The organism is Burkholderia sp. Bp9140 (assembly GCF_003853425.1).
Classification (GTDB): Bacteria; Pseudomonadota; Gammaproteobacteria; order Burkholderiales; family Burkholderiaceae; genus Burkholderia.
On sequence record NZ_QTPQ01000045.1, the window covers coordinates 55,704 to 70,838 of the forward strand.

The 15,135-nt window shown below is 62.0% G+C and carries 10 protein-coding genes, 1 tRNA gene and 1 pseudogene; 11 read left to right on the plus strand and 1 reads right to left on the minus strand.

Annotated features, from left to right (window positions below; all coding sequences use genetic code 11):
- Positions 1-20 precede the first annotated feature (20 nt).
- From petA to DIE21_RS30675, 7 genes are all read left to right on the plus strand, one after another.
- Positions 21-641, plus strand: coding sequence for a ubiquinol-cytochrome c reductase iron-sulfur subunit (gene petA / locus DIE21_RS30645; RefSeq protein WP_034209785.1), 621 nt, complete (start codon positions 21-23; stop codon positions 639-641).
- Positions 638-2,020, plus strand: coding sequence for a cytochrome bc complex cytochrome b subunit (locus tag DIE21_RS30650; RefSeq protein WP_124501189.1), 1,383 nt, complete (start codon positions 638-640; stop codon positions 2,018-2,020). Before petA ends, DIE21_RS30650 begins: the two co-directional genes overlap by 4 nt.
- A gap of 21 nt (positions 2,021-2,041) precedes the next feature.
- Positions 2,042-2,800, plus strand: coding sequence for a cytochrome c1 (locus tag DIE21_RS30655; RefSeq protein WP_124501190.1), 759 nt, complete (start codon positions 2,042-2,044; stop codon positions 2,798-2,800).
- A 94-nt stretch (positions 2,801-2,894) separates the two neighbouring features.
- Positions 2,895-3,506, plus strand: a complete 612-nt coding sequence (locus tag DIE21_RS30660) for a glutathione S-transferase N-terminal domain-containing protein (protein ID WP_006400565.1) — start codon at positions 2,895-2,897, stop codon at positions 3,504-3,506.
- A 71-nt stretch (positions 3,507-3,577) separates the two neighbouring features.
- Positions 3,578-4,099 (plus strand): ClpXP protease specificity-enhancing factor, encoded by a 522-nt coding sequence (locus DIE21_RS30665; RefSeq protein ID WP_124501191.1) that lies wholly within the window; start codon positions 3,578-3,580, stop codon positions 4,097-4,099.
- A gap of 19 nt (positions 4,100-4,118) precedes the next feature.
- A tRNA-Thr gene (locus DIE21_RS30670) sits at positions 4,119-4,194 on the plus strand.
- 404 nt (positions 4,195-4,598) lie between these two features.
- Positions 4,599-4,802, plus strand: a complete 204-nt coding sequence (locus tag DIE21_RS30675; protein WP_124501192.1) for a hypothetical protein — start codon at positions 4,599-4,601, stop codon at positions 4,800-4,802.
- Between the two features lie 81 nt (positions 4,803-4,883).
- Here DIE21_RS30675 and DIE21_RS30680 read toward each other — a convergent pair whose 3' ends face one another.
- The gene (locus tag DIE21_RS30680; protein ID WP_124501193.1) at positions 4,884-5,684 is read right to left on the minus strand and encodes a transporter substrate-binding domain-containing protein; all 801 of its coding nucleotides are present in this window, start codon (positions 5,682-5,684) and stop codon (positions 4,884-4,886) included.
- Positions 5,685-6,042: 358 nt separating this feature from the next.
- Between DIE21_RS30680 and DIE21_RS30685 the strand changes: the two genes are divergently transcribed.
- From DIE21_RS30685 to DIE21_RS38185, 4 genes and pseudogenes are all read left to right on the plus strand, one after another.
- Positions 6,043-9,222: a type VI secretion system Vgr family protein gene (locus tag DIE21_RS30685; RefSeq protein ID WP_124501194.1), complete on the plus strand. Its 3,180-nt coding sequence runs from the start codon at positions 6,043-6,045 to the stop codon at positions 9,220-9,222.
- 50 nt (positions 9,223-9,272) lie between these two features.
- The gene (locus tag DIE21_RS30690; protein ID WP_260432564.1) at positions 9,273-13,916 is read left to right on the plus strand and encodes an RHS repeat-associated core domain-containing protein; all 4,644 of its coding nucleotides are present in this window, start codon (positions 9,273-9,275) and stop codon (positions 13,914-13,916) included.
- Positions 13,913-14,371: an Imm30 family immunity protein gene (locus tag DIE21_RS30695; RefSeq protein ID WP_124501195.1), complete on the plus strand. Its 459-nt coding sequence runs from the start codon at positions 13,913-13,915 to the stop codon at positions 14,369-14,371. The genes DIE21_RS30690 and DIE21_RS30695 overlap by 4 nt, the downstream gene beginning before the upstream one ends.
- A gap of 216 nt (positions 14,372-14,587) precedes the next feature.
- Positions 14,588-15,135: pseudogene (locus tag DIE21_RS38185) on the plus strand (sugar-binding protein); the annotation flags it as partial.

Sequence of the window (15,135 nt, forward strand, 5' to 3'; positions counted from 1 at the left end):
ACTCAGAAGTGGGGCGTGTGATGCGAGACAAGGAAGAGAAACGCGTCGACAGCGGCCGCCGTACCTGGCTGATTGCGACATCCGTAGCAGGTGGCGTGGGAGGCGTAGCCACCGTCATACCTTTCGCGGCGTCGCTTGCGCCGTCCGCGAAAGCGAAAGCGGCCGGTGCACCGGTCGAGGTCGACATCAGCGGCCTGAAGCCGGGCGAAATGGTCACGGTGCCGTGGCGCGGCAAGCCCGTCTGGATCCTGAATCGTACCGATTCGATGCTGGCCGATGTGGTCAAGGCCGACAAGGAAGTGGCCGATCCGACCACGAAATCCCCGTATTCGATGCCGTTGCCCGCGTATTGCGCGAACGAATATCGCGCGCGGGCCGATCGCAAGAACATTCTCGTCGTGATGGCCGTGTGTACGCACCTCGGCTGCACGCCTAGCCAACGCTTCACGCCGGGGCCGCAGCCGAACCTGCCGGACGACTGGCCGGGCGGCTTCCTGTGCCCGTGCCACGGTTCGACCTACGACCTCGCCGGCCGCGTGTTCAAGAACAAGCCGGCGCCTCAGAATCTCGACATCCCGCCCTACATGTTCACGTCGGCGACGACCCTCGTGATCGGCAAGGACGAGAAAGGAGAAGCGTGATGGCCGACAACAAGGAAGTCTCCACGACAGGTCTCACCGGCTGGATCGACCAGCGCTTCCCGCTCACGTCCACCTGGAAGAAGCACGTTTCCGAGTACTACGCGCCGAAGAACTTCAACTTCTGGTACTTCTTCGGCTCGCTCGCGCTGCTGGTGCTCGTCAACCAGATCGTCACGGGCATCTTCCTGACGATGAACTACAAGCCCGACTCGGTGCTCGCGTTCGCGTCGGTCGAGTACATCATGCGCGAGGTGCCGTGGGGCTGGCTGATCCGCTACCTGCACTCGACCGGCGCATCGATGTTCTTCGTCGTCGTGTACCTGCACATGTTCCGCGGGCTGATGTACGGGTCGTACCGCAAGCCGCGCGAACTCGTGTGGATCTTCGGCTGCGCGATCTTTCTGTGCCTGATGGCCGAGGCGTTCTTCGGCTACCTGCTGCCGTGGGGCCAGATGTCGTTCTGGGGCGCGCAGGTGATCGTGAACCTGTTCTCGGCGATCCCGTTCGTCGGCCCCGACCTGTCGTTGTGGATCCGCGGCGACTACGTGGTGTCGGACGTCACGCTGAACCGCTTCTTCGCGTTCCACGTGATCGCGATTCCGCTCGTGCTGATCGGCCTCGTGATCGCGCACCTCGTCGCGCTGCACGAAGTGGGGTCAAATAACCCGGACGGCATCGAGATCAAGGCGAAGAAGGACGCGAACGGCATTCCGCTCGACGGCATCCCGTTCCATCCGTACTACTCGGTGCACGATTTCTTCGGCGTCTGCGTGTTCCTGATGGTGTTCGCGCTGATCGTGTTCTTCGCGCCGGAGATGGGCGGCTACTTCCTCGAGTCGAACAACTTCATCCCGGCGAACCCGCTGCAGACGCCGCCGGAGATCGCGCCGGTCTGGTACTTCACCGCGTTCTACGCGATGCTGCGTGCGACCACCGACCCGTTCAAGATCGTGCTGATGATCGTGATCGCGCTGCTCGGCGTGCTGGCGCTGATCCGCGCGCGCGGCAAGTGGAAGGTCGGGCTGCCGGTGCTGGCCGCGGCGATCGTCGTGTTCATGTTCCTGACGGAATCGAAGTTCTGGGGCGTCGTCGTGATGGGCTCGGCGGTGATCACGCTGTTCTTCCTGCCGTGGCTCGACCGCAGCCCGGTGAAGTCGATCCGCTACCGGCCGCTGTTCCACAAGGTGTTCCTCGGGATCTTCGTCGCGGCGTTCCTGATCCTCGCGTTCCTCGGCACGCGGCCGCCATCGCCGGTCGCGACGCTGATTGCGCAGGGCTGCGCGCTGATCTACTTCGCGTTCTTCCTCGGCATGCCCGTCTGGACGCAGCTTGGCACGTTCAAGCAGCCGCCGGAGCGGGTGCGCTTCAAGCCCCATTAACGTGAGCGAGGAGAGAACGACATGAAGAAACTGCTTTCGACGCTCGCGCTGATCGGGGCGACGGCCGTTGCGCTGCTGGCGGCGCCGGCCGTGCGCGCGGAAGGTAATTTTCCGCTCGACCGGGCGCCCGATAACACGGAAAATCTCGTTTCGCTTCAGCACGGCGCGCAATTGTTTGTAAACTATTGCCTGAACTGCCACAGCGCGAACCTGATGCGCTACAACCGTCTGACGGATCTGGGCATATCCCAGAAGGAGATCGAAACGAATCTCCTGTTCACGACCGACAAGGTCGGGAGCACGATGTCCGTCGCGATGCGGCCCGAAGACGCGAAGAACTGGCTCGGCACCACGCCGCCCGACCTGTCGGTCGAGGAGCGGGCGCGCGGCCGCGACTGGCTGTACACGTATCTGCGGAGCTTCTACCGTGACGATACGCGGCCGACCGGCTGGAACAACGCGGTGTTCGAGAACGTCGGCATGCCCCATGTATTGTGGCAACTGCAGGGGCAGCGCACTGCCAAATTCGAAGACAAGACGGACGAGGAGACGGGCGAGAAGGTCCACACGCTCGTCGGCTTCCAGCAGGTCACGCCGGGGACGTTGTCGTCGCCCGACTATGACGCCGCGGTGGCCGACCTGGTGGCCTATATGACATGGATGTCCGAGCCGGCCCAGCAGACCCGCAAACGCCTCGGCGTGTGGGTGCTGGTCTTTCTCGGTGTCCTGACTTTCCTGGCCTGGCGGCTCAATGCCGCGTACTGGAAAGATATCAAGTAAACACGCCTGACCGGCGTGGGGCCGGCGCAAGGCGGAACCCGTGAAAGGGGTTGCGCCGCGTGCCGGCCCTCGGCTTTTTTGAGGAAACGCAAATATGATGGTTCTGTATTCCGGCACAACTTGTCCGTTCTCCCAGCGTTGCCGGCTGGTGCTGTTCGAGAAGGGCATGGATTTCGAGATCCGTGACGTCGACCTGTTCAACAAGCCGGAAGACATTTCGGTGATGAACCCGTACGGTCAGGTGCCGATTCTGGTCGAGCGCGACCTGATTCTGTACGAATCGAACATCATCAACGAATACATCGACGAGCGCTTCCCGCACCCGCAACTGATGCCGGCCGACCCGGTGCAGCGCGCACGTGCACGCCTGTTCCTGCTCAACTTCGAGAAGGAACTGTTCGTTCACGTCAGCACGCTCGAAAACGAGAAGGGCAAGGCAGCGGAGAAGAACCACGAGAAGGCACGCCTCGCGATCCGCGATCGCCTGACGCAGCTCGCGCCGATCTTCGTGAAGAACAAGTACATGCTCGGCGAGGAGTTCTCGATGCTCGACGTCGCGATCGCGCCGCTGCTGTGGCGTCTGGATCACTACGGCATCGAGCTGTCGAAGAACGCTGCGCCGCTGATGAAGTATGCCGAGCGGATCTTCAGCCGTCCGGCCTATATCGAAGCACTGACGCCGTCCGAAAAGGTCATGCGTCGTTGATGATGCAATGAGGGCATGACGGAGCGGGCGGCGCGGCGTGCCGCGTGCCCGCTCCGGGTTCGAGGATTGTGATGCAAGAGATTTCAACGAAGCCTTATCTGCTGCGCGCGCTGTACGAGTGGTGCACCGATAACGGTTACACGCCGCATATCGCGGTGAGGGTCGACAACTCGACGCGCGTGCCGCGTCAGTTCGTGCGTGACGGCGAGATCGTGCTCAACATCAGCTTCGAGGCGACGAGCCAGCTGCAGATGGGTAACGAGTGGATCGAGTTCACTGCCCGGTTCTCCGGGAAGGCGCACAAGATCGAGATTCCGGTGGCCAACGTGCTCGCGATCTACGCGCGGGAGAACGGGCAGGGGATGGCGTTCCAGGTCGATGCGGTGGCCGGTGAGGGCGAGGATTCGGGTGCGTTCGAAGACGATGCCGCGCAGGACGATGAGGCCCAGCGCGACGAGTCGCCGGCCGTGCTGACGCCGGTCGCCGATCACGGTGCGAATGAAGAACCGTCCGAAGGTGCCGACGAACCGCCGAAAACCGACGGGGATGGCTCGAAAGGCGGCAGCAGACCTCGCCTCAAGATCGTGAAATGAGGTAGAATCTCGCGCTTACGCCGGCTTAGCTCATCTGGTAGAGCAGTTGATTTGTAATCATCAGGTGGCGGGTTCGAGTCCTGCAGCCGGCACCAAATCCGAAAAGGGGTTACGGAATTTTTCCGTAACCCCTTTTTCGTTTGTGGCGCCGTGTCCATGACCGCCGGAACCCTGAACTGTCGTGCATACACGCAGCCGACCGGCGGCATTTCCCGCTTCCTGCGCCATGCATTTCCGGCAGGCAGCACACATCGCCACGCCCCCGTTTTCCTGTCACGCCCGCGTCACGCTGCCCCCCTAAGGTTGCACGTTCCCGTCGCGGCACCATCGCCGCGATCCGGGCGTGCGTAACCCGCACGCGACGCCGTGCCCGCGTCGCGCAAGCGGCCACCCGGGATCTCGCTCCCGGCAGCGCATCGACCATGCACCGCATCATTCCATTCGAAAACACGATCGACGCCGATCGAGCTGGATCGCGGACGATCAGGAGACAGGGACCATGCTGAGTCCACATGAATTTTCGATGCTGCTGCGCATTGCTCGCGCGCCGGACAGCGTCGACCTGGCGAACCCGGCGTTCGCCGTGCTCGTAGAAAAGCGGCTCGTTGACGATATGCAGGTACGCGTGAATGCGGTGGCCGCGCGCCCGGCGCTGACGCCGATCGGCCAGATGCTGCTTGCGCGCTTCGACGAAGCGGCTTGAAGGAAGGGAGCTGAACCGCAGAAGCGCGTCACGCCTTCGCCGCAGCGAAGGACGTGACGCATTGAACGCTCGGCGAACCGCTTACTGCGCGACCGGCACTGTCACGTCGCTGCCGAACCAGTGCATCGAGATCTTCTTCAACGTGCCTTCCTTGCGCAGCGAATCCAGTGCATCGTTGATCGCTTTCTCGAACTTCGGATTGCCCTTGCGGAACGGGATCGCCATCTCCTGCTTGCCGCCGTTCAGCACCGCACCCGAGCGCAGCGGCAGGTTCGACGTCTTGATCATGTACGGCAGCATCAGGCGGTCGTCGAGCGTCGCCTCGATCCGGCCCGCGGCGAGGTCGCGCAGTTTTTCCGGCGCGCCCGGATACGTCTGCACCTCGATGCCCGGCACGCTGCGCGCCATCTGGTCGTAGTTGGTGCCGAGCGTCACGCCGAGCTTCTTGCCCTTGAAATCCTCGAGCGACTTGAAGTCGCGCTTGTCATCCTTGCGCTGGATCAACTGCGCGGCCGAGTACGTGTACGGCTGGCTGAAGTCGAGCGCTTCCTTGCGCTGCGGCGTGATCGTGACCTGGTTGACGATCACGTCGAACTTGCCGGCCTGCAGGCCCGCGATGATGCCGCTCCATTCGGTCGGAACGAATTGCGTTTTCACGCCGAGCTTGCCGGCGACCGCATTCGCGACGTCGACGTCGAAGCCCTCGAGCTGACCCGACGTGCCGCGCGAGTTGAACGGCGGATACGTGCCTTCGAGGCCGACGCGCAGCACGCCGGCTTTCTTCACCGAATCGAGCAGGTCGTCCGCATGTGCGGCAACGGCCGTGAAGCCGAGGGCCGACGCGAGCAGCAGGCCCGACAGTAGGAACTTCGAACGTTTCATCGCAGATCTCCAGTGTTCAGTGTGGTAATCGAGCGCCGGGCATCGATCATGCCGGGCTGGGCCGGAATACGGGCACGTAGACACTACTCGCAACCGGGCCGCGCCGGAAGTCGAATTGGCCCTGATTGCAATCGATTTCAGCGGGCGAAGGGTGCGCAGCGCAGCGTGGCGACGTGGCTCGTACGTGCCGAACAAGCGTTCGAACCGTTCGCCCTGGCTATTCGGAATGCGCTTAAAAGCGCTCTTTTAAATCAGGTCATTTTTCCGATTCGCGCAGTAATTTGTCTGTAAAATCGCGCGAGCGAAATCGCACAGCGCGCCATCCGAGGGCGCGTCAAAAGAACAAAAGGCCGTTGCCATGAACATGCAGAACACTGTTGCCGCATTGCGCGGCGGGTTGCTTCAGCAGGACCGGCTGCTGAAGCTCGATACGCCGTTGGGCGCCAACGTGCTGACCGTGCAGCGGGCGGTCGGCCGCTCGCGCACCGGGCGCGCGTACGAATTCACGCTCGACGTGCTGTCGACCGATAGCGATCTGGAACTTAAAAAGCTGATCGCGCAGCCGGTCACGTTGTGGATCCAGCAGGGCGATCGCAGCTACCGGCCGATCAACGGGTACGTGCACACCGCGCGCCGCCTCGGCGCCGACGGCGGGCTCACGACCTATCAGCTCACGTTCGCCGATTTCACCCATTTCCTGAAGTTTCGTCGCGACCAGAGGCTCTGGAACGACACGACCGTCGACCAGATCATCAGCGATGTGCTGAACCGGCATCCGCAGGCGCGGGGGCATTTCCGCTTCGCGCTGTCGCAGCCGCTGCCGAGCCGGTCATACACGCGCCAGCACGACACCGACTGGCATTTCGTGCATCGGCTGATGGAGAGCGAAGGCCTCTACGGCACCTGGCAGCAGGCCGACGACGGCAAGTCGCACACGCTCGTGATCACCGACAACCTGCAGGCGTTCGCACCGCTGTCGCCCGAAACCGTGCGTTTCTATCGAGGCGGCGCGACGAGCGAAGCCGATGCGTTCACGCAATGGTCGGGCACGCGCACGCTGCAGAGCGTGACCCGAACGACGCGCACGTTCGACTACAAGAACCCGTCGCAACCGTCGAACCCGAAGGGCACGACGCTGCCGACGATGGGTGGCCAGGGCGAATTGCCCGACCAGCTCGAAGTCTACGAGTACACCGGTGCGTACACGTATCTGGACCAGACGCGCGGCGACCATCTGACGAAGATCCGGATGGAGGAGTGGGAGTCGCAGGCGAAGCGCTTCCATGGCGCGGGCGGTGTGCGCGCGATCGATGCCGGCCGGCGCTTCACGCTGTCGGATCATCCCGAGCACGACCGCGATCCCGCCGACCAGCGTGAGTTCGCGGCGATCGGCGTCGAATGGTGGATCGAGAACAACTTGCCGGTCGCGAGCAGCAGCGCGGACTTTCCGTACAGCCTGCGCGACGCGTTGACGCAAGCGCAGGAGGGTTACGGTACCGCGCCCGCGTTTCGCGTGCCGCATGACGACGGCTCAGTTGGCTTCTACCTCGTCGAAGTCGAGGCGCAGCGCGTGAGCGTGCCGTATCGCAGCCCGTTTGAACACGAGAAGCCGAAGATGCATCTCGAAACGGCGATCGTCGTCGGGCCCCAGGGTGAAGAGGTTTATACCGACGAGCTGAACCGGATTCGCGTGCAGTTCGTGTGGGATCGGTTGAATCCGGGCAACGAGAACGCGTCGTGCTGGGTGCGTGTCGTGCAGTCGGATACCGGGGGCGGCTATGGCGGCGTGCACGTGCCGCGCATCGGCGAGGAAGTGCTGATCGACTACGTCGGCGGCGATTGCGACCGGCCGCTCGCGGTCGGTCGTGTGTACAACGGTGCGAACCAGCCGCAGTGGCATAGCGACGGGATTCTCTCCGGATATCGGTCGAAAGAGTATTCGGGCAGCGGCTACAACCATCTCGTGATGGACGACGCGACCGGACAGAACCGCGTGCAACTGATGAGCAGCAGCGCGAACAGCCTGCTGCATCTCGGCTACCTCATCGACCAGAACGGCAATTCGCGCGGCTCGTATCTGGGCAGCGGGTTCGACTTGCGTTCGGATGCGTATGGCGCGGTACGGGCGAGCCAGGGCCTGTACGTCACCACCCATCCGAAGGCGCCGAACAGCCAGCCGCTCGACGTGAAGGAAGCGCAGCAGCAGCTCGTGACGGGCGAGAGCCTGGTCGAGGCGATGTCGGGCGTGAGCGAGCAGCATCAGGCGGAGAGCCTGAAGGAAGCACACGACACGATGCGCGCGTTCACCGACGCGACGCAGGACAGTGCGTCGGGCAACGCGTCCGGCGGCCGCACGGCAGGCGGCGGCACGGGCAGCGCGAATGCGTTCAAGGAGCCGGTGATGCTGTTCGGCAGCCCGTCGGGGATCGGGATGTCGACGCAGCAATCGCTGCACATGGTCGCGAACGATCACGTGAACGTCGCGAGCGGACAGAGCGTGCATGTCGCGGCGGGCAAGTCGCTGATCGGTAGCATCGGGCAGAAGCTGAGCCTGTTCGTGCAGAACGCGGGGATGAAGCTGTTCGCGGGCAAGGGCAAGGTCGAGATCCAGGCGCAGTCGGACAACGTCGAGGTGACCGCGCAGAAGGCGGTGAAGGTCGTATCGGCGACGGACCGGATCGAGATCGCGGCCGATCAGGGAATTCTGCTGACGAGCGGCGGCGGGTATATCCGCATCCAGGGCGGCAATATCGAGATTCATACGCCTGGCGCGGTGGATGTGAAGGGGGCATCGCATACGTTCGCCGGGCCGGCGAGCATGGGGTATCCGTTGCCGAGTCCGCGGCCGGATCAGCCGGGGCAACTGGAGTTGTTTCACAAGTATGTGAACGGCGAGGCGGTGAAGGGCGGGCTGTTCACGGTGAGAGACGTGAATGGCGCCGTGCTGAAGAAGGGCGCGCTCGACAACAGCGGCTATACGGTCGTGAGCGGTCTGCCACCGGGGGCGGTGCGTGTCGAGTTCGGGAAGGATCCGCGCGAGTCGGCTCAACCGGCAAATTACTTTAAGCAGGCGCAGTGGCCAGTCGAGCCTGTTGAGCCGTCGCCGCAGGCGGCGCAGGCCGCAGCGACGGAGCAGCTCGCGAGCCAGTTGAAGGGGATGGCACCTGCGGCGGCGACGGCTGCGATGGGGCTTGCGAGCGGAGGTGGGGCCGGCGCTGCGTTAGGCGGACTGGCCAGTTCTGCGTTGCCGGCTGCGGCAAGTGCACTGGGTGGGGCAGGCGCTGTTTCCGCGCTACAGACGGCTTCGAGCCTGGGCAGTGCTGCGAAGCAGGTGGCCGGGATGGTTCAGGCGGCGCGCCAGGGCGGGCTCGCGGCGCTGGCCACGCCGGTTGCGAATGCGGCGTCCGGTGCAGTGCAGGGCGCGCTACCAGGTGTCGCCGGGATCGCCGGCAAGGGCGCTACGACGGTGGCATCCGCTGCCGGTGCGACCGGCATGAAGCTGCCGACGAGCGGGTTCGGCGGACCGCTGAAATCCTGAGAGGGCGGCTTGTCAGCCGTCTTGAAAAAACGATTTGAACGAAGAACGACATGGCACAACAACTTCCACCGGGCGCAGAGAAGGAACAGGCCGTTTCCTGGCTCAGCGATATTTCCCCGAAAGATGTCGCGGCGGGGGGCGACCGTTTCAATAAGTGGTTGCTCAAGATCAGCGGCAATCACATTTCGTTCGAGGATCTCAAGACCTTCGCAAGCGCAGTGCCGATCATCGGCAACCTGATGGCGTTTTACGACGCGGTCTGCGACATCGTGATGATCGTCGAGAAGCGCCACGCCGATCTGCTCGATTACCTCGGGCTTGCGATCAACCTGATCGGGGTTATTCCAGTTCCGCCGCCGCTGGCATCGTTCCGACTGTCGGCGCGGCCGCTGCTGGCGCTCGTGCGCAATCAGTTGCTGGTGTCTCGCGGCAATCTCGGCGCGGCGCTTATCTCGGTGCTCGTCACGCATGTCAACGCCGCGGCCGCGACCGAAATCGAAAACTTCCTGAAGACCCTGCAGGACGTTCTTGTCGAACTGCTGAACGACTGCGCGCACAAGGCGCAGGAATTGATGGTCGGTATTGCCACCGGGCTGGAGCTCGCACTCAAGGGGCAAATTTTCGACAGCAGCACGAACGTGCGACGTACTGCGCAGATCGCTCAGAAGATGGACAAGCGGTCCTGGTACAACCCAATGCTGGTGGTTGACGCGATCGAGTACGGTTACGAAGGTTCGATCGCGTTGGGGAAGGAAGCCGGGAACGCGACGGTGGGAACTGCTGCGAAGCTCGCCCCGGATTCGTGGCTGCAACCGTTCCGCGATATCGTCGCATTCCTGAAGGCCGAGGCGCCGAAAGTCGCGAAGGCGATCCGCGATCTGAATGGCAGCGAGGAAGGCAAGATGCTGTGGCTGATCGCGCAAGTGATCGAGGCCGTGGCAAGGGTGCGCGCGCGCGGGAAGCTTCATGAGAAGACCGCCGACGTGCCGCCCGGCGGCAAGGGGAAGGCGCAGCATGAGCGTCCTCAGGAGCCGGCGGGTGCAACCGGGCAGCAGGCGCATGCGGAAGGCGCTGGCCAGAGTCCTTGCAAAGGGTGTCAGATTGGTGCCTCGAAGGCGTCGATTGATTTCGCATTCGGCGACGAGACGTTCACGCATACCGACTTTGATCTGCCCGGCGCACTACCGCTCGTCTGGGCGCGTACGTACCGGTCGCGCCTCTCCGCATACGATAACGGCGAACTCGGCGCGCGGTGGCTCACCCCGTACACGACGCGCATCGACGTCGAAGGCGAGACCTGGTTCTACCGCGATGCCAGCGGGCGCAGCCTTGAATATCGCGCCCTCGCTGCCGGCAGCGTGCATGATGATCTCTCGGAAAACCTGACGCTGTCGCGACTCGACGATACGTGGGCCACGATTGCATACGGCCATGACGAGTTGCACGTGTACGAACGGCGCGGCAACGCGTTCCGTCTGGCGATGCAGAAGGATCGCGCGGGTAACACGATCACGCTCGACTATGATGCGCTCGGCCGCGTGGCGCGCTTGATCGACGCGAGTGGCAACGTGCTGTCGTTCGAGCACGACAAACAAGGGCGGATCGTACTGATCGAGCAGGTCCTCGAGGACGGCAAGCGCCGTACGCTGGCGAGTTACGCCTATGACGAAGCGGGCGATCTCGTCCGGGCAACCGATCGGCACGGCAACGCGTGGAACTATCAGTACGACCGCCATCTCGTGACGCGCTATACCGATCGCACCGGCCGCGGGATGACGCTTGAATGGGACGGGGCGGCCGCTGACGACAACGCTAACGCGAAATGCGTGCGCGAGTACGCGGACGACGGCAGTCTCGATATCCGCCTTGCGTGGCATCCGAACATTCGGCTGACCTACGTGACCGATGCACTCGGTCAGATGACGCGCTATTACTTCAACATCAAGGGGTACGTCTACCGAATCGCCTATCCGGATGGAAACGAGGAGTGGTTCCGCCGCGACGAGCACAACAATCTGACGCTGCACATTCTGCAGGACGGCAGCATCGAGCAGATGCGTTATGACGCACGCGGTAACCGGACGTGGCACGAGCGCGCCGACGGCAGCATCGTCGAGATGGCATACGACGACAAGGATCAGATGATCCGGCTCGTCGATCCGAACGGGCATGTGTGGCAGCGCAAGTACGACGATGCGGGCAACCTCGTCGAGGAAATCGATCCGCTCGAGCACGCGACGAAGTACGGTTACAACGACAAGGGGTTGCCGACACAGATCACCGATGCGAAGGGCGGCTCGAAGGCGCTTGAATACAACGACGCTGGACAGTTCACGAGCTATACGGACTGCTCCGGAAAGAAGACGGCGTGGCGCTACGACGATATCGGTCGCGTGATCGAGACCAAGGACGCATCGGGAGGCATAGTCGCTTATGGCTATGGTCCGAACGGCCAATTGACGGAGATTCGCTCGCCGGCCGGCGTCGAACACGTGCAGTACGACGCTGAAGGTCGATTGTTAAGGCATACGGATCAACTCAATCGATCGACGCGATATGGCTACGATGCGGTTGGTCGCATTGCGAGCCGCGCGGATGCGCTGGGGCAGACGATTGCGTATCGCTACGACCGTCTCGGCCGCTTGACCGCGTTGACCGATGCCAACTTTGCGACGTACCAGTTCCACTACGATCCTGCAGGGCGGCTGATCGAGGAAGTCGCGTTCGACGGCAAGTCGACGCGCTATCAATACGATGCGGATAGCGGCAGCCTCGTTTCGATTGATGAGGCGGGTTGCGTGACGTCGATGGACGTCGACGCAAGCGGCCGCCTGATGAAGCGTGTGGCAGGGGAAAGCGAAGAACGGTTTGCCTACGATCCGAGCGGTAGGCTGATCGACGCGGCGAACCGGTACAGCCGCGTGCAGTTCTTCTTCGATCCGGTCGGCAATCTGGTGCGCGAACATCATGCGTACGATCTGTTCGGCGAACGGCGCAGCTACGTGTGGCATCACGAATACGACGAGCTCGGCAACCGGCGACGTACCGTGCGGCCGGACGGGCATGTGGTCGATTGGTTGATGTATGGGTCCGGCCATGTGCATGGGATGCTGCTCGATGGCGAGGAGCGCGTGCAGTTCGAGCGCGATGATCTTCATCGCGAGACGGTACGTATGCTGTCGAGCAAGGTCGGGCAGCGCACGCACTACGATCCGGCGGGACGCGTGCTGCAGCAGACGATCCAGCGGTCGACGTCGCCCGCGCCGCTTGCCGAGCGGCGGTATCGCTATGACGCAGTGGGGCAATTGTCGCGGATCGAGGACAGCCGCAAGGGCGGGACGGACTACCGATACGATCCGATCGGGCGGTTGATCGAAGCGATCAGTCCGGTCGCGAAGGAGCGGTTTGCGTTTGATCCGGCGAGCAACATCATCGATCCGGTGAGGTCCACAGAGACGCCTGCATCCCGTCCGAGCCTGGTGCGGCCGGAAAGCACGTTGCCAGTGGAGGTGCCGAAGGTGCTGGGCAACCTGCTGAAGGCGTATGCGGGGATGCACTTCGAGTACGACGCACGCGGAAATCTGGTGCGCAAGCGTACGCCGGCGGGGGAGCAGGAATATCAGTGGGACGAGTTCAATCGCTTGCTGTCCGCGCGGGTTGCGGAGACGTCACGGCAGAGCCAGGCGCGGTATTTCTATGACGCGTTCGGCCGCCGGATCGCGAAGGAGGTGAACGGCGAGCGGACGGTGTTCGGGTGGGATGGTGACACGCTCGCGTACGAGAGCGATGGCGAGCGGGGCACGCACTATCTCTACGAGCCGGGGACGTTTGTACCGCTGGCGCAGTATGTGGCGGGACCGGTCGACGGAATCGTGACGCCGGAGTGGAAGAGTACCGACCGCTATGTACCGGAGGAAGATCCGCTGCAGAAGGTGCCGGAGCGGCGGGCGGAGGCAAGACTGCTCTATTACCACTGCGACCAGATCGGTACGCCGCAACTTCTTACTGACGACGATGGCGATGTTGTGTGGGAAGCGTCGTACCGAGCGTGGGGGGAAGCGCGGGAGGTGATCGCGCGGGCGTCGAAGGCGGCGGGGATCGTGGCGAGGAATCCGTTGCGGTTTCAGGGGCAGCAGGTTGATGAGGAGAGTGGACTCGCTTATAACCGGCATCGGTACTATGATCCGCAATGCGGCAGATTCGTTAGTAAGGATCCGATCAGGTTGCAAGGCGGGCTGAACGTCTATCAGTACGCGCCCAATCCCGTTCAGTGGACCGATCCAACGGGACTTACACGATGCTGTTGCCCGTCGTTGCTTCCCGGCGAAGGCGATGTCGGGAAATACAAGGATTTGAAGAGGGCTGGATCAACCGGTGACAACCTTACTCCGCATCATATCCCATCCGATGCATATATGGAGGGGATTGGTGTGCCAGGTTATTCACGTGGCGACGGTGTGTCTATTAATATGGAAATGCCTCCGACTGGGGGGCGTCATCGTCAAACTAGTTCTTATGGGGCAAGCCCTGACCTAACAATAACGCCTCGGGATATGTTGGCGCAGGATATTCGAGATGCTAGGCGAATTTACCAGGGCCAAAACTGTTATACATCTAAAGTCCGTGCTGGGTTGCAGCAGGTTATTGCTCAAAACAAGGCTCAATATCCATCGACATTTGGGAAGGGGTTATGAAACAAGGCTGCTTGGAAGATTTGCTGCGTGTCCGTCAACTTGGATCGCCGGATGACGTCGCTGTATTTGATGGGGTGCTTGAAAGTCTTGGTTCCGAAGTGTTGTCCAAAGGAGATCTTGTGGATCTCCTTTCTGTGTTTATTGATCGGACTAGAAATGAAGAGGTGATGTATGGTCTTCTTCATTTAATAGAGGCGAGTGATATAAATTTGGTTGTAAGTGCTCTGATGCAGGCGGCTCCGACTATGAAAATAGTTGCATCTGAGTGGCTGGATACATTCATCTATAGGTTGCTGAATGGTGATCATTCTCGGGGTGCGTTGATTGATCATCTAACACAGAGCGAGGGAGCACCTGGTGGTGTTGAAATTGTTTCTCGGCTTGCTGCTATGAAAGATGATGCATCCGAGAAAATTAGAGAGAGAGTTTCATTTGTTTTGTTGAAATTGAGCTGAATATATAAATAATGTATCAATTGGCCGTTAGCGAGCAGCGGGGTAGTTGCACGTTAAGACAATGCGTAGGCAAGACAGCGGTGATGCAGGCATCCCTGTGTTTCTGTCGGCTTGCAAACCGGACTAGATGTTGAGCTGGCAGAATGGGAGCGTTGACGCGGCCCTTGGTGTTATTGGCGGTTTGGGCTGAAATTGTTGCCGCAGGACCAGTCTTGTCAGATAAGTCACGATAGCGGCAGCCTCGTTTCGATTGATGAGGCGGGTTGCGTGACGTCGATGGACGTCGACGCAAGCGGCCGTCTGATGAAGCGTGTGGCAGGGGAAAGCGAAGAACGGTTTGCTTACGATCCGAGCGGTAGGCTGATCGGCGCGGTGAACCGGTACAGCCGCGTGCAGTTCTTCTTCGATCCGGTCGGCAATCTGGTGCGCGAACATCATGTGTACGATCTGTTCGGCGAACGGCGCAGCTACGTGTGGCATCACGAATACGACGAGCTCGGCAACCGACGACGTACCGTGCGGCCGGACGGGCATGCGGTCGATTGGTTGATGTATGGGTCCGGCCATGTGCATGGGATGCTGCTCGATGGCGAGGAGCGCGTGCAGTTCGAGCGCGATGATCTTCATCGCGAGACGGTACGTATGCTGTCGAGCAAGGTCGGGCAGCGCACGCACTACGATCCGGCGGGACGCGTGCTGCAGCAGACGATCCAGCGGTCGACGTCGCCCGCGCCGCTTGCCGAGCGGCGGTATCGCTATGACGC